General features: G+C 70.0%; 17 protein-coding genes and 2 pseudogenes. 5 read left to right on the top strand and 14 right to left on the bottom strand.

The annotated features are described in order from the left end of the window. Positions 1–20: 20 nt before the first annotated feature. From ACWC1K_RS03300 to ACWC1K_RS03280, 5 genes are all read right to left on the bottom strand, one after another. Positions 21–1,250, bottom strand: coding sequence for a GTP-binding protein (locus tag ACWC1K_RS03300; RefSeq protein ID WP_450828708.1), 1,230 nt, complete (start codon positions 1,248–1,250; stop codon positions 21–23). 19 nt (positions 1,251–1,269) lie between these two features. After that, positions 1,270–1,440, bottom strand: coding sequence for a 50S ribosomal protein L32 (rpmF, locus tag ACWC1K_RS03295; RefSeq protein ID WP_450828442.1), 171 nt, complete (start codon positions 1,438–1,440; stop codon positions 1,270–1,272). 77 nt (positions 1,441–1,517) lie between these two features. Next, positions 1,518–1,940, bottom strand: coding sequence for a (2Fe-2S) ferredoxin domain-containing protein (locus tag ACWC1K_RS03290; protein ID WP_450828440.1), 423 nt, complete (start codon positions 1,938–1,940; stop codon positions 1,518–1,520). Positions 1,941–1,992: 52 nt separating this feature from the next. Then, entirely contained in the window at positions 1,993–2,247 is a 255-nt protein-coding gene (locus ACWC1K_RS03285) for a hypothetical protein (protein WP_450828438.1), read from the bottom strand. Between the two features lie 185 nt (positions 2,248–2,432). Next, entirely contained in the window at positions 2,433–2,663 is a 231-nt protein-coding gene (locus ACWC1K_RS03280; RefSeq protein WP_450828436.1) for a hypothetical protein, read from the bottom strand. 449 nt (positions 2,664–3,112) lie between these two features. On the opposite strand from ACWC1K_RS03280, the gene ACWC1K_RS03275 reads away from it, so the two are divergent. The 5 genes and pseudogenes from ACWC1K_RS03275 (at position 3,113) to ACWC1K_RS03255 (ending at position 5,979) form a co-directional block, all read left to right on the top strand. Beyond that, a complete protein-coding gene (locus ACWC1K_RS03275; protein WP_450828434.1) occupies positions 3,113–4,048 on the top strand; it encodes a dihydropteroate synthase in 936 nt (311 codons plus the stop codon). Between the two features lie 53 nt (positions 4,049–4,101). Continuing rightward, on the top strand, positions 4,102–4,947 hold the full coding sequence (locus ACWC1K_RS03270; protein WP_450828432.1) for an alpha/beta fold hydrolase: 846 nt from the start codon (positions 4,102–4,104) through the stop codon (positions 4,945–4,947). A 180-nt stretch (positions 4,948–5,127) separates the two neighbouring features. Continuing rightward, positions 5,128–5,250, top strand: a pseudogene (locus ACWC1K_RS03265) (ABATE domain-containing protein); the annotation flags it as partial. A 14-nt stretch (positions 5,251–5,264) separates the two neighbouring features. Continuing rightward, positions 5,265–5,408: pseudogene (locus ACWC1K_RS03260) on the top strand (epoxide hydrolase); the annotation flags it as partial. Positions 5,409–5,487: 79 nt separating this feature from the next. Next, positions 5,488–5,979: a phosphatase domain-containing protein gene (locus ACWC1K_RS03255; RefSeq protein ID WP_450828430.1), complete on the top strand. Its 492-nt coding sequence runs from the start codon at positions 5,488–5,490 to the stop codon at positions 5,977–5,979. Between the two features lie 749 nt (positions 5,980–6,728). On the opposite strand, the gene ACWC1K_RS03250 is transcribed toward ACWC1K_RS03255, so the two are convergent. From ACWC1K_RS03250 to egtA, 9 genes are all read right to left on the bottom strand, one after another. Beyond that, positions 6,729–6,944, bottom strand: coding sequence for a dodecin (locus ACWC1K_RS03250; protein WP_450828428.1), 216 nt, complete (start codon positions 6,942–6,944; stop codon positions 6,729–6,731). Between the two features lie 38 nt (positions 6,945–6,982). Next, a complete protein-coding gene (locus tag ACWC1K_RS03245; RefSeq protein WP_450828426.1) occupies positions 6,983–9,241 on the bottom strand; it encodes a nitrate- and nitrite sensing domain-containing protein in 2,259 nt (752 codons plus the stop codon). 378 nt (positions 9,242–9,619) lie between these two features. Further along, the gene (locus ACWC1K_RS03240) at positions 9,620–10,309 is read right to left on the bottom strand and encodes a polysaccharide deacetylase family protein (RefSeq protein WP_450828424.1); all 690 of its coding nucleotides are present in this window, start codon (positions 10,307–10,309) and stop codon (positions 9,620–9,622) included. Beyond that, entirely contained in the window at positions 10,306–10,980 is a 675-nt protein-coding gene (locus ACWC1K_RS03235) for a glycoside hydrolase family 11 protein (protein WP_450828422.1), read from the bottom strand. Before ACWC1K_RS03235 ends, ACWC1K_RS03240 begins: the two co-directional genes overlap by 4 nt. A 213-nt stretch (positions 10,981–11,193) precedes the next feature. Next, positions 11,194–12,033 (bottom strand): endonuclease/exonuclease/phosphatase family protein, encoded by an 840-nt coding sequence (locus tag ACWC1K_RS03230; RefSeq protein WP_450828707.1) that lies wholly within the window; start codon positions 12,031–12,033, stop codon positions 11,194–11,196. Positions 12,034–12,164: 131 nt separating this feature from the next. Then, positions 12,165–13,127 (bottom strand): L-histidine N(alpha)-methyltransferase, encoded by a 963-nt coding sequence (gene egtD, locus ACWC1K_RS03225; protein WP_450828420.1) that lies wholly within the window; start codon positions 13,125–13,127, stop codon positions 12,165–12,167. Next, positions 13,124–13,915, bottom strand: a complete 792-nt coding sequence (gene egtC / locus ACWC1K_RS03220) for an ergothioneine biosynthesis protein EgtC (protein WP_450828418.1) — start codon at positions 13,913–13,915, stop codon at positions 13,124–13,126. Before egtC ends, egtD begins: the two co-directional genes overlap by 4 nt. Next, positions 13,915–15,249 carry an ergothioneine biosynthesis protein EgtB gene (gene egtB, locus ACWC1K_RS03215; protein WP_450828416.1) on the bottom strand — a complete coding sequence of 445 codons (1,335 nt, stop codon included), beginning with the start codon at positions 15,247–15,249 and terminating at the stop codon, positions 13,915–13,917. Before egtB ends, egtC begins: the two co-directional genes overlap by 1 nt. Then, entirely contained in the window at positions 15,246–16,565 is a 1,320-nt protein-coding gene (gene egtA / locus ACWC1K_RS03210) for an ergothioneine biosynthesis glutamate--cysteine ligase EgtA (RefSeq protein ID WP_450828414.1), read from the bottom strand. The genes egtB and egtA overlap by 4 nt, the downstream gene beginning before the upstream one ends. Between the last annotated feature and the right edge of the window lie 109 nt (positions 16,566–16,674).

Here is a 16,674-nt window from a genome sequence, read left to right as displayed (position 1 = left end):
CGCGGTGGCGTGCCGCACTGTCACACCGCTTGCACTCGAGCATCCTCACAACTGCCGACCGTGTCCAGGATGTCGACAGGAGTCGGCACATGAGCGGTTTGCTGCTCGTGCTCACACATGTCGTCGATGCCGTACGTGTCCCAGACGGGGAACGGGTCGACCTCCGGGAGGCGTTCGCCGGGCCGCATGAGGCACTCCGTCAAGGCCGCCTGGATCCTCTCGGCGTCCAACCGGACGCCGATCAGAACCAGTTCCTGCGCATACGGCGCCTCGGGATCGCGCGCGGCCGACGGCTCGAAGCGGGCCACCGAGCCGGCCTGCGACCACAGCCCCGTCACCTGGGAGCGGCCCGCCAGGGTGAAGAAACCCTTCGAGCGCAGCACCCGGCCGAATGCGCCGCCGTCCAGGTCCTCGGTCACGAAGGTCCACAACCGGCCCGGATGGAAGGAGAGTTCGGAACGGAACACGGTCGACGAGATGCCGTACTCCTCCGTCTCGGGCACATGGTCGCCGTTGAGCTCCCGCACCCACCCCGGCGCCTGCTGGGCGCGTTCGAGGGCGAACAGGCGGGTGCCGAGGACCTGGTGGAGGTCCACGCGTCCGTGGGTGGCCGGGACGATGCGGGCGAGGGGGTTGAGGCGGGCGAGCGTCGCCCGCAGCCCGTCGGCGGCGCGGGAGTCGACCAGGTCCAGCTTGTTGAGGACGATGACGTCCGCGAACTCGACCTGGTCGATGAGGAGATCGCTGACGGTGCGCTCGTCGTCCTCGTACGGCGCGAGGCCGCGCTCGGCGAGTTCGTCGCCGCCCGCCAGCTCCGGCAGGAAGTTCGCCGCGTCCACGACCGTGACCATGGTGTCCAGCTCGGCCACGTCGCCGAGGGTGGCACCGTCGTCGCGGGCGAAGGCGAAGGTGGCGGCGACCGGCATCGGCTCGGAGATCCCGGACGACTCGATCAGGAGGTGGTCGAAGCGTCCCTCGCGGGCCAGCCGGTCGACCTCCTCCAGCAGGTCGTCGCGCAGGGTGCAGCAGATGCAGCCGTTCGTCATCTCGACGAGGCGTTCCTCGGTCCGCGAGAGCGCGGCCTCGCCGCCGCGCACCAGCGCGGCGTCGATGTTGACCTCGCTCATGTCGTTGACGATCACGGCCACCCGCAAGCCCTGCCGATTGGCGAGGACATGGTTGAGGAGCGTGGTCTTGCCCGCCCCCAGGAAGCCGGACAGGACAGTGACGGGCAGGCGGGCATGCGGCATCTCGTACGGCATCGCGGGCTCAGCCTTCGGGGCGCAGCAGCCCGCGCTCGTACGCCTTGACCAGGTGCTGCGGTACGAGGTGGCGCACGCCGTCGAGGGTGAGCGGGACGAGCCGTGGGGTGGCCGCCTTCCACTGGGCGCGGCGGTGGCGGGTGTTGCTGCGGGACATCTTCCGCTTGGGGACAGCCATGGGAAACCTCCTCGGTGGGCGAGCACCGAGGACGCTACATGAAAATGGATCCCATTAACAATTGGCGGGTGGGTGGTTCACCGGCGGCTGCGCACGCGTGCGTCCCGAGGCGGCTGGATGAACTGCAGCTCCAGCGTCACGGGCGGTTCCGCGATGCCCGGCCCGCCCGCCGCCGCCCAGCCGATGAGCTCCTCCGTGCAGTCGTCGTCCATGGCGAATCCGACCCAGGTGGCCCGCCCGCCGGCCCGGCGCCCCGCCGCCGAGGGCTGCACGACGATGACGTTCGCCTGGTCGCAAGGGCCCAGACAGTCGGTCGTACGAACCTGGAAGCCGTGCTCGGCCGCGGCTGCGCGCAGCCGCTCCAGCTGCCAGACGTGGTCGGTGCCGGGGTGCTTGCGCGGGTCGCCGCAGCAGCAGCCCCGGCAGACGACGAGGGTGCAGGGGCGCTGCTGGGCGGCGCCGATCAGCGTGCGGCGGGGAAAGGGGGCGGCGGATGGCATGGAACAAGCATGATCCATACCCCCTTGGCCCCGTCGCACCGGGGCGGACGGATCAGAACCGGGCCCCGGTGTGCGCCCCACTCCGCGGCACGAGGAACTGTGGTGCCGGGTCCGCGCTGAGAGCGGAGGAGGCGTTCCAAGTGCCGCCCAGCTCCCAGGAGTTGCCCTTGGGGACGGTCGCCGGGCCGGGGGGCGGCGGCCCGGCCGTCGGTGACCGGGAGATGGTGCCGCCGCCGAGTTTGAAGCCGCTGCCGTACGCGACCGAGTTCTCGATGAGGAGCGGCGAGGCGAACCCTGGTGGAGGCAACTGTCCGGGTTCAGGATCTGCTTGTTGTTGGAGGCGCCCTGGAGCTGAAAGCCGGATTCGTGGTTGTCGTGCGTGGACAGGAGGGAGAAGACGTGGTCTCCCCCCTCAGCAGTGGGTGCCGGTGGCGGGAAGGTGCCCGCCACCGGCGGCAGGGTTGCGGAGCCGGAGCGCCTGGACTGGTCGCCTCAGTCGCGGGCGTGGTCGCGGTTGTTGCAGGCGTCGTCCACCGCCTGGTCGGTTCCGGTTGCGAACACGGGGACGAGGGCGAGTGCTTCCTTGCAGAGGCCGGTGGCGAGGGGGCTTCGGTGGCTGACGTTCATGTGGCCGCGGGGGCTGTCGTCGTTGTCGGCGTGGGCTGGGGTGGCGAGCGCAAGGCCGGTCATGGTCAGGACGGCAAGCACGCTGAGCTTCTTCATAGCCGGGTCAACGACCTCGGATCGGCCCAGGTCACGCGGCTGTTCGAGGCCAACACAGAGGCCGCCGGGACGGCGGTGTCACCGTAGCCGGTCGACCAGAGCGAAGGCGTCCTCGGTCTTGGGGTGCGTCCTGCCCAGTCGGGTCTGCAGGATCTGAGCGCCGCTCGGCGGGGCCCCGGTGGCGGGGGTGGACGGGGGTGACCGCGTGGCGGAAGCCGCGAAGCAGGTTCACGCCCGGAAGCCAGAACCCTCCCGCGGGCGCTGGCAAACGCACCTGCGGCCCGGCGCGGTCGCCTCCTTGGGTGAACCGACAGTGCCGCCATCCATCCCCAACCACTGCCGCACCCCGGACGTGAGTGGTGAGCATGTGCCACGCTTATCGGCCGGGCTTCCCCGGACAGTCATTGACAGTGGTTCGCGATATGAATCTTAATTCAGAGTGAGGTCGGATGATTTCCCTTACTGATTTGCTCGATTTGGCACGGCAGTTTGAGGGTGATCTCTCCTTGCCCGTCGACCTACTTCGCGTGGGCAATCGTATAATCGATGTCGACGCCACTCCTGTCATAATGGGATGTGTCAACCTTTCTCATGACTCGACATATAGAGAAAGTGTCGCGACCTCGACTGGCTCTGCTATCAGAAAAGGGCGTATCCTTGCGGCACAAGGAGCCGATATTGTCGATATCGGGGCCGAGTCCAGTAATCCCCGTACTGTGCGGGTGACGGCACGCGAACAAATCTCCGCACTTGTGCCAGTCGTGAAGGAACTTGCCGAGCAAGGTGTAGTCGTCTCAATCGAGACTTACGAGCCTGCCGTGGCTCGATCGTGCCTGGAGGCGGGAGCCCTCCTTTTGAATTACTCCGGTGGATTGGCCTCAGACGGTGAAATATTCCCCATAGTGGCTGACCATCAGGCGACGATCATTCTTTGTCACATCAAAGGTGAGAACTCTCGCGAGGTGAACGCAAAAGGTATCCGTGAAGACCCCATCCCTGGGATGCTTGACTACTTTGAGAGGCGCGTGGAACGCGCTCGCTCGGTGGGAGTCGATCGAATCGCCATCGACCCTGGAATCGGCTTCTCGCAGGAGGGATCTGTAACCGCCAATGATCGCATTCGCTATCAGGCCAATGCCCTGCTCAATACATTCCGATTGCGAAGGATAGGTCTGCCAATCTGCCACGCCCTACCACATGCCTTCGGTCTCTTCGAGGATGAGTTCCGGACCGCAGAAGGTTTCTTTGCAGTGTTGGCACATCTCGGAGGAACAGGTATTTACCGCACTCACGAAGTTCCTAGAGTCAGGGCGGTACTCGCCGCTCTACGAGAACTGGGCCCTCAAGCCTTCTGTTTGGACAAGACCAAGTCGACTGCCCAGTGATTTCCCAGAGGCTCAACGAGCCGATCGAAGAGACAGAACCCGGGAGTTGCCCCGTGAGTGACTGGCTGCTGACCAAGACCTTCCGCAGTACCTCCGGAGACGTCCGCTGGGACCACCTCGGCGAGCCCGGACGAAACCCGGTCGTCCTCTGCCACGGCACCCCTTTCTCCTCGTACGTCTGGCGGGCCGTGGCCCGTTCGCTCGCGCGCCGGCACCAGGTGTTCGTGTGGGACATGCCCGGGTACGGCGCATCGCAGATGTCCGCCGGGCAGGACGTCTCCCTCGCCGCGCAGGGCCGGGTCTTCGCCGAACTCCTGGCGCACTGGGGACTTGCCGAACCACTCGTGGTCGCCCACGACTTCGGCGGTGCCGTCTCCCTGCGGGCGCATCTGCTGCACGGAGCCCGCTACCGGGCGCTCGCCCTCGTCGACCCGGTGGCGCTGGCGCCCTGGGGATCGCCGTTCTTCCGGCTGGTCGGCGGGCACTGCGAGGTCTTCGAGCAACTGCCGCCCGCCCTGCACCGCGCGCTGGTACGCGAGTACATCGGCTCGGCCAGCAGCCCCGGCCTGCACCCCGCCGTGCTGGACCGGCTCGCTCGGCCCTGGCTCGGGGAGGTGGGCCAGGCGGCGTTCTACCGGCAGATCGCCCACGCGGACCAGCGCCACACCGACGAGATTCAGGACCGCTACGGCGAGATCGGCATCCCGGTCCTGGTGTGCTGGGGCCGGGAGGACACCTGGATCCCACCGGCGAAGGGCCACGAACTCACCGCCTGCATCCCGGGCGCGCGCCTCGAACCCGTCACGGGCGCAGGCCACCTGGTCCAGGAGGACGCCCCCGCCGAACTCACCGCAGTGCTCGTCGACTTCCTGCAGAGCGTCCCTGACGCCTCCGACTGAGGCTTGGGCAGGGCAGCGATCACTCCGCTGATCCGGGGTTGCGCTGTTGGGCCTGGAAACGCGCCTTCTGAAGGCGGCTCGGCAGGTCGGTGATGCACACAAGGCCGGTTTTCCGTCGCGTTCGCCCGCGATGCTGCTGATCGCGGCGGCGGCGATCACGCCGAGGGCGTCTTCCACGCTGCCAAGCTCCACCTCGCCCGGGAACTGAGGGAGTCGATTCACGCCGCAGCGACAGCAGCCGCGCTCCAGGACGCACTCCCTGCGCCTGCTGTCCAGGTCATCAACGACTGCAGCGCCCAGGGTGCAGGAGTCCACTGCGAGGGGCACAGGAGCGGTACCAGCAGATCATCCGATGGAGTTCGCCCGAAACCGGGGGACATTCCCCGGCTCTGGAAGTTCCCGAGTATTTCGTGAAGGACCTGCAAGAGGGCCTCGCGGCCGTGCCGGCCGGCCATCGCTGATCGTCGACACACATCGCTGGCTCCCACCCACGGAGTCACGTCCTGAACCGGGCAAGCGGGACAGATCTAGGGTGGGCGTGTGACCGACAGCAGCAAGCGCCCGATCGCCGTGTTCGACCTGGACAACACCCTCGCCGACACGGCCCACCGCCAGCGGTTCCTGGAACGCAAGCCGCGCGACTGGGACGCGTTCTTCGCCGCCGCACCGGCCGACCCGCCGATCCCGGAGGGCATCGCACTGGTCCTGGAGAGTGCGAAGGAGTGCGAGATCGTCTACCTCACCGGCCGGCCCGAGCGCTGCCGGCGCGACACGCTGGACTGGCTCGCCGCGCAGGGCCTGCCCGACGGGCGCGTCCACATGCGCCGCAACGACGACCGCAGGCCCGCCCGCCGCACCAAGCTGGAGATCCTGCGCAGCCTGGCCCGCACCCGGGAGGTCCGCGTGTTCGTGGACGACGACGAGTTGGTGTGCGAGGACGCCGAACGGGCCGGCTTCCCGGTCGTACGGGCCCACTGGACCGCCCCATCGGCCGCTCTGGAGACGGCGCAGGAGGTGGAGGGGCGGACCTGACGGGTCCGGCCAGGGAACCTGCCGCCGGGCGCTTCCTCGGCGGCCGACTGAGGTGCCCCGGCGCGTCACGCACCAGTGCGACGACCGGCGGGCCCTCGTGGCCGGCCCGATGGGCGCCTTCTGGCCGGCGTGTGGGGAGCCTGTCCGCGCGGGCAGGTCGGGCTTGGTGGGCCCGGCAGGCTCAGCGCGGCCGCAGTGCTGTCGGCAGTGGCGGGTCGACTTCGCCGGACTGCGCGGCATTGCTTATCCGCAAGCGGGTGTGCAGGCCGGCTCATCTACCCGCTCCAGCGGGTGTTGGTCCTGGGGGCGGCATGTTTGCGGGGCTTGCTGGGTCATCCGCGGGCGGATCTTTGTCGCCGGTCCGGCGCGTCTGGTGCGAGCGCGGAGGCCGGTTCGTCTGGCGCAGCCCGCCGGCGGCTGTGTCTTCTGTTCGCCCTGCGGGCCTCTCCACGGGCCGTCCTGCCCGCCCGGCTTGGGCCCCGAGCGGGAGGATGCCCTCTGCCCGGTTCCCCACTGGTCTGGCCACAGACCGACCCGTCTGCCCGGCCCGCCCGGCGCTCGCCCGGAACCTGCTTGGTCTGCCTGGCGGGTCCGGTGCTTGCCCGAAGCTGTTCCGTCTGCCCTGGGAGGGAGGTTCGCCGGTCCGGCCGGTGCCTGCCCAGAACCGGGTTCGTCTGCTCGGCCCGTCCGGCCCCCGCCCGGACCTGTTCCGTCTGCCCGGTGGTTCGGTGGCCGTCGAAGCCGCCCCGTCAGGCCGACTCGTCCAAACGGAAGCCCACCTTCAGGCCGACCTGCCAGTGGGCGATCCCGCCCTCCTCGATCTGGCCCCTGACCTGGGTGACTTCGAACCAGTCCAGGTTGTGGAGGGTCTGCGAGGCGCGGGTGATGCCGTTGCGGATGGCCTGGTCGACACCCTCGGGTGAGGTGCCGACGATCTCAGTGACCCGGTAGGTGTGGTTCGTCATGCGGGTACTCCTCTCCGCCGTGACACCTGCGTCACGCGTCACTCCACCGTGCCCCAAGGCGGAGCGGAGCGCGACATGTCCGAGCCGCTTTCCTGCCCCCGCCCGCGCCGTGCACGCCGTCGTGAGCGGGCGCCCTTGGCCCGGGGTGTGCGGGCGTCCTCGTCGCGCCTGGGCGGCGGCGGGTCGGCCGGGCGGTCGTTCCAGGACTCGTATCCCTGGAACCCGTCGACACCGACCGGCGGCGCCCCCTGCGTGGCGAAGGACTCCGTCGAGATGCTGCGCCGTGAGGAGGAGGCCTCCTTCACGGCGGCCAGGGCCAGGGTCTCGGTGTCGGGCTGCTCTGCCGCCGTCCGGTAGGTGATCGTGTCCGGCAGCATGACGAGCGACGTCGTGCCGGACTGCTCTCTGGCGGGGCGCAGCTGGACGCGGATGCCGTGCCGGCCCGCCAGCCTGCCGACCACGAACAGTCCCATGTGCTGGGAGATGTCGGCGTCCACGGTCGGCGGATTGGCCAGCTTGCGGTTGATCATCGCGAAGTCCTCCGCCGGCAGGCCGATGCCCTGGTCGTGGATCTCGAGCATGATGCGGCCGTCCGGCAGCTGGACGGCGGTCACGCGGACCTCCGAGTGCGGGGAGGAGAACGAGGTGGCGTTCTCCAGCAGCTCGGCCAGCAGATGGACGAGGTCGGTCACGGCCCGGCCGTGGATCTCGGCCTCCGGAATCCCGGAGAAGGCGATGCGCTCGTACTGCTCCACCTCGGAGGATGCGGCACGGATGACGTCGATCAGCGGCAGGGGCCGGTCCCACTGGTGGGCGGGTTTCTCACCCCCGAGCACGAGGAGGTTCTCGCCGTTGCGGCGGACCCGGGTGGCGAGATGGTCCAGCCGGAACAGGTTCTCCAGCTGGTCCGGGTCGGTCTCGTGGTCCTCCAGATCGGTGATCAGGGCCAGTTGACGCTCGATCAGGGACTGGTTGCGCCGGGACAGGTTGGTGAAGATCGTGTTGATGTTGCCGCGCAGCAGCGCCTGTTCCGCGGCGAGCCGCACGGCCTCACGGTGGACGTGGTCGAAGGCGCGGGCGACCTCGCCGATCTCGTCCGTGCTGGTGATCGGGATGGGGGCGACCCGGGAGTCGACTTGGACGGGGGTGGCCCGCGACAGCCGGGTGATCAGTGCGGGCAGCCGCTGTCCGGCGATCTCGATGGCGGAGGCGCTCAGCCGGCGCATTCGGCGGCTCATCGTGCGCGCCACCCAGGCGGCGAGGAGGAAGGCGACGAGCACGGACGCGAGGACGAGCACCGCGTTGACGATCGCGTCACGGCGGGCGCCGTCGGCGATGTCGCGGGCGCCCGCGAGGGCCGTGTCGGTGAGGTGGACCTCGATGCCGCGGTAGGCGTCGAAGCCGAGCGTGGACGCGGCGAAGAACGACTCGGGCGTGATGCCCTCGGCGGTGAGCCGCGCGGTCGTCCGGCCCGCGGCGATCTCGCTGACCATCTCGTCCAGGGCGGGCGGGGCGACGTAACCACGGCCTGCCGCCTTGGCCCTGGCCGCCGCTTCGGCGCGCTGCTGCTCACCCCGCGTGTCCGCGGCCGCCAGTGCCTTCCGCAGCCGTGCCATGTCCTCGGCGGTGCCGGCACCCGCGTACTCCTGGAGCGCGACCTTTTCGAGATAGGCGTACGAGCGGAAGGACGCGAGCTGGCTGTCCAGTTCGCCCGGGGCGAGGGTGCCGCGGTCCTCGGCCAGCAGATGGGTGCCGATGGAGCGGATCAGGGACTCGGCCGCCTGGGTCAGGGAGATGGCGTAGAGAGTGCGGCCGAAACTCGCCTGGTTGTTGCTGCCGAAGCCCAGCTCGTTCGAGATCTCCATCAGGGGGTGCTGGACGATGTGGTAGCTCTCCTCCGTCTGCACACCGGGCAGGCGTGAGGTGAACGCGTTCGCGCGCACCGTCGGCAGCTGCTTCTCGCCGGCGCGGACCAGGCCGACGCGCCGCAGGAGGCCGGCGTTCTGCGGCATGCGGTCGACGGCCCGGTCGAAGGCCTTGGCGTCCTCGTCGGTGGTGCTGCGGGCCTGCACGACTGCGGCGGCGGTGCGTTCGCCCTTCAGCAGCGGGATGACGGACACGTCGCGTTCGTTGATGGCGTCGCCGGCGTACTTGTTCGCCGCCTGCACCAACTCGGCCACCCGGACCGCGTCGTCGGCTGCCTGCCAGGTGTCCACGGAGTGCTTGACCCGTATGCCGCCGAGGACGAGGGCGACGATGACCGGGATCAGCAGCACGGCCCTCAGACGCCTGGCCACGGGCCAGTTGCCGGTCAGGGATCTCCGTGGCGGGTCTTCGGATGTCGGGGAAACCGTGTTCGGCAAGATCGTCCTATCGCTGCGGGATCGCCTGACGTTCGACGCAGGCCCGGCATATCTCTTTACGTCCCGCCTACCACCCTCCGTTCACCCAGCGACCCAATAACGGCATTTTTTACGGGGGGAGTTGAGGCTTGTGCCCCGTGGGCGGCCGGCCGAGGAGCTCTTTGGCTTACCGCCCGCACGGTGGTGTGGGGCCCTCAACATCAGCGAACGCACCCTGGATGTCCGGCTTCTGCATGATGGTGGCCGTGCCGGGCCGCCACCCCGTCGGATCCTGACCGGGGCGGCGGCCGGTGTTCGTGCGGGTGGTACCGGTCAGGACGGGGCCACGGCGCGCCCTGTCTGCGGGGAGATCATGCCCGCGCACAGATTGCGGGCGGCCAGGCCCTGCGCGATGCGGGGGATCGCGGCGACCGTGTTGGCGGGCCAGTCGTGCATGAGGATGACCTGCCCGTTGGTGAGCCGTGCGGCGGCGGCCACGATCGCATCCGTACTGGCGCCGTTCCAGTCCTGAGAGTCGACGTTCCAGAGGATCTCGGTCAGACCGTATCTGGCCTCCACGGCCTTCACCGTCGCGTTGGTCTCTCCGTACGGCGGCCGGAAGAGTCTCGGCGTGCCGCCGCCCGCGGCCGCGACGGCCTGCTGGGTGCGGGAGATCTCCGAGTCGATCTGCGCCTGGCCGAGCTGGGTCAGGTGCGGATGCGTGTAACTGTGGTTGCCGACCCACATGCCCGCGGCGACCTGGGCCTTCACCTGCGCCGGGTAGGCGGCGGCGTAGCGGCCCTCGTTGAACATCGTGGCCCGCAGCCCGTTCTGCTTGAGGGCGCTCAGCAGGGCCGGTGTGTTGCCGGACGGGCCGTCGTCGAAGGTGAGCCCGACATAGCCGTTGCAGGTGGCGGCCTGCGCCGGCGCGGTGTGGAGGGTGAGGGTGCCCGTGGCGGCCAGGGCGACGGCGGCCAGGGCCGTCGTCCAGGGACGTAACGGGAGACCTCGGCCGGTGCTCATCCCGACACCGTGATGTTGGAGCTGCCGCTGCTCTGGTAACCCTCGGTCGCGAGGATCATGTAGTACTTGAAACTGCCGAGGGGCATTCCGGCGCGGGCCCAGGCGTCGAAGTGGTTGCCGGTGGTGATGGTGCCGCCGGTCCGCTTCGACTGCCGCACGCTCCAGTACTGGTTGAAGGTCTTGTTGCCCTCGACGGACGGGGCGTTGTACCGCGTCGTCTGGTAGATGTCGTACGTGCCGCCGTCGCTGGAGACCGTGCCCTTGTACGCGCCCGTGGGCCGGTAGGTGCCCCAGTTGTCGACGATGTAGTACTCGACGAGCGGGTTCGAGGTCCATCCGTACAGCGACAGATAGCCGTTGCCGGACGGGTTGAAGCTGCCCGAGTAGCTCACGTTCCTGCGTGCGCCGGTGCTCCAGCCCTTGCCGGCGACGAAGTTGCCGGTGTTCCTCCAGCTGGTGCTGTAGTTGCCGCCGGAGTTCAGAGTCATGGAGACGGTGCCCTGGGCGTCGGTCCAGAACGAGTAGTAGAAGCCGTTGTTGGTGCCGGTCTGGTTCGTGGTGATGACCGTGGCGGCGCGGGCGGTGCCGGGCAGAGCCAGCACCGACGCGGCGCCCAGCAGCAGGCCGCAGGCGGTCCTGCGGTTCATCGGCAGTGCGGGTTTGCCGTTCATGTGGGGTTCCTCCTCGATGTCCGAGGCCGGGTATTGGTCGAACAGTGTTGGCCTGTCCCCGTCAAGCGTCAATAGTTTCGGCATTGATCACGAAACATTCGGAGTCTTGGACAGCGGTTATCTGCCACGGATCGGGATATCCGGACGACGACCGGGCGTGATATCTCGAAAGTTTCGAAGAATTTTCGGACCGTCGAAGTCGCTGACTGCCGCTTACGCTGCGTCCAGGTCGGCGAAGAGCAGGTGGTGATCCGAGTACGAGGTGGGTTGCACGCGGTGCTCGAGCGGGGCGATGCCTCGTAGGAACACGTAGTCGAACCTGCTGTACCAGTCGGTGGTCGGCTCGCAGGTGCCGGCGCGCGAGGGGCGGCACCGGGGGTCCGCGTCGGCGGCCAGTGCCCACATCCGGGCGAGTTCGGGGGCGTCCGGCACGGCGTTGAAGTCGCCGAGGACGATGGCGCGGTCGTGCCGGGCGACCTCGGCGGCGAGTACGGCGGTCTGGTCCGCGCGGACTGCCTCTTGACGCCGTTGGGCGAGGTGGGTGTTGAAGACCCGGACGGGCCGGCCGTCCACCGTGGTGGTGACGGCCATGTAGCCACGGTCCTCGGAACCGCCGTCGGGGTATTCCACGGTGACGCGGTCCGTCATCGGCGCCGCCGAGAGGACCGCCTGGCCGAAACCTCCCGGACGCCACGGCGCCCCACCGCAGCGACCCCAACTCCGCAGCACCGGCCCGTACTCGACGTGGTAGACCAGCCCGTACAGGCGCCTCAGGTAGTCCCGGATCCGCTCGACATCACTCACGCACGCTTCCTGCAGGCCGATGACCTGCGGCGCATACGTGGCGATCTCCGCCGCCCGGTCGACGTTGCCCGCCTCGCAGGGGTTGCAGAGGTTCCATGTCATGACCCGGTTGGGCACGACATTCCTGGCGGCGTCGGCGGGCAGCGACCTGGCGAAGAGGGCGCCGCCCGGGACACTGGGGCCGACGATCAGCATGCAGGCCACGACCATGGCGCCGGCGAGCAACCGCGTGCCCCTTTCGAGCACCATGGCCTCCTCGCGGCGTCCGACGTCTCCCTGCACGAGGTTATGCGACCCGGTCGTCGGCATGGGCTGTTGGGCCACTCACCAGTGACGGGCCCGACCGCCGTTCCCGGCGGTCGGGCCCCAGGGTGCGGAGATCAGCGCGCCACGCTCAGCGACAGCGCGAACCGACCCTCCTCGTCCGTCCACCAGTGGGCCAGCTCCAGCCCCGCCGCGGACAGTTCGCTCCGTACGCCTTCTTTGCGGAACTTCGCCGACACCTCGGTGCGCAGCTCCTCGCCCGCGTCGAAGTCGACGGCGAGGTCGAGGGCGGGGATCTTCACCGACTGCGCGGAGCGTGAGCGCAGGCGCATCTCGATCCACTCGTTGGCGGTGTCCCACAGGGCTACGTGCTCGAAGGCGTCCGGATCGAAGTCGGCGCCCAACTCGCGGTTGACGACGGCCAGGACGTTCTTGTTGAACGCCGCCGTCACTCCGGCCGCGTCGTCGTACGCCCGGACCAGTACCTCCTCGTCCTTGACCAGGTCCGTGCCGAGCAGCAGCGCGTCACCGGGGGACAGCAGGGAGCGGATCGAGGCGAGGAAGGCGGCCCGTTCGACCGGCAGCAGGTTGCCGATCGTGCCGCCGAGGAACGCGATCAGCCGGGGCCCCGGCGTGTCCGGCAGCGTCACGCTCGCCGTGAAGTCGGCGATCAGCGCATGGACCTGGAGGCCGGGACGCTCGGCGACGAGTGCCTGCCCGGCCTGGGTGAGCGCGCTCTCACTGACGTCGACGGGCACGTAGGTGTGCAGCTCGGTCAGCGCGTCCAGCAGGTAGCGCGTCTTCTCCGACGACCCGGAGCCGAGTTCGATCAGGGTGCGGGCGTGTGTCGCCGCGGCGATCTCGGCGGAGCGGGCGATGAGGATCTCCCGCTCGGCGCGCGTGGGGTAGTACTCGGGCAGCTCGGTGATCTGCTCGAACAGCTCGCTGCCGTGGGCGTCGTAGAACCACTTCGGCGGCAGCGTCTTGGGTGTGCCGGTGAGGCCGTGCAGGACGTCCGCGCGCAGGGCGGCGTCCGTGGCGTCCTCGGGCAGGGTGCGGGTGAGAAGGAACGGACTCACGTACGGGGCTCCTTCGGCAGTGCGGGGGCCGAGGCGTCGCTCGGTTCCTTGAGGGGGGTGAGCAGCACGTCGGTGCGGCTCGCCGCGAGCAGGGTGCGGTCGGGGACCTCCTGCCAGTGCGGGTCGTCGTCGTAGGGCTCGGAGGCCACGACGGTGCTGCGGCCGGGCCGGGACAGGTACCAGAGGGTGTCGCCCCAGGTGGTCGCGGTGATGGTTTCGCCGTTGGTGAGCAGCAGGTTGAGGCGGGATCCGGGCGCCGCCTCGGCGACCTCCACGACCGTGTCGGCCAGCGCCTGCGCCTCGTTGTCGCCGGCGCGCAGCCGTGCGAGAACCAGCGCCCACACGAGCGCCGAGTCGTTGCGGGCCTCCATCGACAGCACGTCGACCGCGGGCAGGCTCGCCACCAGGGGAGCCAGCGAACCCGGCCACCCCTTCACGGCACCGTTGTGGCTGAACAGCCAGGGCCCGGCCGCGTACGGCGCCGCCGCGGCCTCCGCGTCGGCGCCCGACAGCGTCGCGTCCCGTACGGCGGCCAGGACCGCCCCCGAGCGCACGACGCGGGCCAGGTCGGCGAAGGACAGGTCGGCCCAGATGGGCCCGGCCCTGCGGTAGCGGGCCGGCACCGGGTCGCCCTCGGCGTACCAACCCACCCCGAAACCATCGGCGTTCACCGTCCCGTACCGCTGCCGCCGGGGCGCCCACGACTGGCGGTAGAGGCCGTGCGCGGGCTCCACGAGGACGCGGCCGAGCGGCTCCTCGGGCCCCAGATAGGCCAGATGACGGCACATCAGACGTCTCCCGCGGAGCGGGCGGTGCGGAACCCGGAGAAGATCTGCCGCCGGATCGGGTAGTCCCAGTTGCGGAACGTCCCCCGGCAGGCCACCGGGTCCACGGCGAACGAACCGCCGCGCAGCACCTTGTACTCCGGCCCGAAGAACACCTCCGAGTACTCCTTGTACGGGAAGGCCTCGAAGCCGGGGTAGGGCGCCAGGTCGCTCGACGTCCACTCCCACACGTCGCCGATCAACTGCCGTACGCCGAGCGGGGATTCGCCTGCGGGGTAGCTGCCGGCCGGGGCCGGGCGCAGATGCCGCTGACCGAGGTTGGCGTGCTCGGGCGCCGGGTCGGCGTCACCCCACGGGTAGCGCATCGAGCGGCCGCTCGCGGGGTCGTGGCGGGCGGCCTTCTCCCATTCGGCCTCGGTGGGCAGCCGCCGTCCGGCCCAGCGGGCGTAGGCGTCGGCCTCGTACCAGCACACGTGCACGACCGGCTCGTCGGGCGGTACGACCTCGGTGATGCCGAAGCGGCGCCGCAGCCACTGCTTGCCGTCGCGCTTCCAGAAGAGTGGGGCGTGCACGGAGTGCTCGCGGATGTGCGCCCAGCCGGCCGCCGTCCACCACCGCTCGTTGTCGTAGCCGCCGTCGTCGATGAACGCCTGGTAGGCGGCGTTCGTCACCGGGGTGGTGTCGATGTAGTACGGCGCCACCTCGCGCCGGTGCGCGGGCCGTTCGTTGTCCAGAGCCCACGGCTCGGTGGAGGTGCCCATGGTGAACGGGCCGCCGGGGACGAGGACTTCGGCCGGGCCCGTGAACAGCGGGACCGGATCCGGGTCCGGGGCGGTCAGGGCCTGTGGGCCCTTGCGGAGCTGATGGGTGATCAGCATCGTCTCGTCGTGCTGCTGCTCGTGCTGCGCGATCATCCCGAACGCGAAGCCCGCTTCCGTGAGCCGGGTGCCGTGGAAGTCGGCGCCTTCCAGCAGGTCCATCACCCGCCCGCGCACCTCGGCCGCATAGGTGCGGGCCTCGGCGGGCGGCAGCAGCGGCAGCGAGGGCCGCTCGGAGCGCGGGTGCTCGAAGGCGTCGTAGAGGCCGTCGATCTCGGGCCGCATCGCCTCCCGGCCGGCGACGGCCCGCAGCAGCCACAGCTCCTCCTGGTTGCCGATGTGCGCCAGGTCCCACACCAGCGGCGACATCAGCGGCGAGTGCTGCGCGGTCAGGTCGGGCACCTCGACACAGCTGGTCAGGAGCGTGGTGCGGGCGCGAGCGGTGGTCAGGGTGGTCAGGGCCCGCTCGCGCAGGGTCTCGGCGTCGATCGAGGGTTCGTCGAGGGCGGGGTCGGTCATGATGTGCGGAGATCCTTCCCGTGCGGGCGCCGGTCGGTGCCGCGCACCCGGTCCAGCAGATCGTCGGCCGGGCTGCGGCCCTGCATGACGTAGCGGTCCAGGTACGCCGCCACGGCGTCCGTGACCTGGGTGGTGGCGCCGAGCCGGGGCAGGGCGTCGAGCGCGGCCGTGAAGCAAGCGACGGCCGCCTCGTGCAGCTCGGGGTCGGCCAGACCGCCTCGGGCCGCGTCGATCCACAGCGGATTGTGCGGCGCCGGCAGCGAGAGCGCCCGTTCGGCCAGCGGCTTCACGGTGCGGTACGCGGTCTCGGCGGCCTCCGGGTCGTCGAAGAGCGCCTTCGTCACGGCGAGCGGGACGATCCACCCGTCCTCGCCCGGCTGGGCGTCGATCATGCGTAGTTCGAGGAAGCCACGCGGTCTCACCGGCGGGAACAGTGTCGTGATGTGGTAGTCGAGGTCCTCGCGGGTGGGTGGCCGGGGCGCCCCCGACCTGGTCCACTCCCGGAAGGTCAGCCCCTGCGGAACGTCCCAGGGCCCGTCGTCCCTCCGTACGCACATCACCGGCGCGTCCATGACGTGCCGGGCCCAGGCCCGGCGGGGATCCCCGTCCAGCGGGGGTGCGCCCGCGCGGCCGGGACCGATCTCCAGCCACAGCAGCTGCCGGGTGGAGCGCCAGCCGGTGGGTTCGTGTCCGGCCAGCGGGGAGTGGGCGAAGGCGGCCACCAGGACCGCGCCCAGCTGGTGCGCCAGCCACCAGCGGCGGCCGTGGCCGAGGGGGCCGGGCTCCTCGTATCCGGCGTCCAGGCAGACCTGGACGGAGGCCGAGGTGCACATCATGCGGCGCCCGGACGGGCCGGTGCGGTCCAGACAGGTCTCCATGGCGTCGTAGCGCCGCTCGTGCAGGAAGCGGCGGGGTGGATGCCAGGGGTCGTGTCCGATGCCGACGAGGCCGAGATCCTGCCCGGCGAGGACCGAGCGTACGGCGTCGAGGTCGGCGGAGACGGTACCGATGCACTCCATCAGGGAGGTGGCGGGCGGCGAGCTCAGCTCCAGCTGGCCGCCGGGCTCTATGGTGAGCGCCGACCTCAGGGGCACGGTCCGCAGTGCGGCGTAGGCCGCTTCGAGTCGTTGGAGTGTGACGGGGAGCTGCGGTGTGCGCAGCTCGTGGACGAGCCATTCCACTTCGACCCCGACGTTTCGGGGTGGGCCGGTCTTGAAACAGATGCCCCGGACCAGTGCCTCCACCTCGGGCGGGGTGAGGGCGGTGCGGGGCTCCGTACAGTCGCTTGCCGGAGCGGCGCTCGGCGTATCTGACATGTCGGGAACCTCCTGAGATTCGACCGTGCCACCGGCCCGGCCCATCAGGTACCCGGACGGCAGCACTCGTCCCACCCAAGACCCTCCCGCCGCATCGCACAAGGGTGCG

The organism is Streptomyces sp. NPDC001492, assembly GCF_053597275.1.
This window is presented reverse-complemented; position numbering and strand designations above follow the sequence as displayed.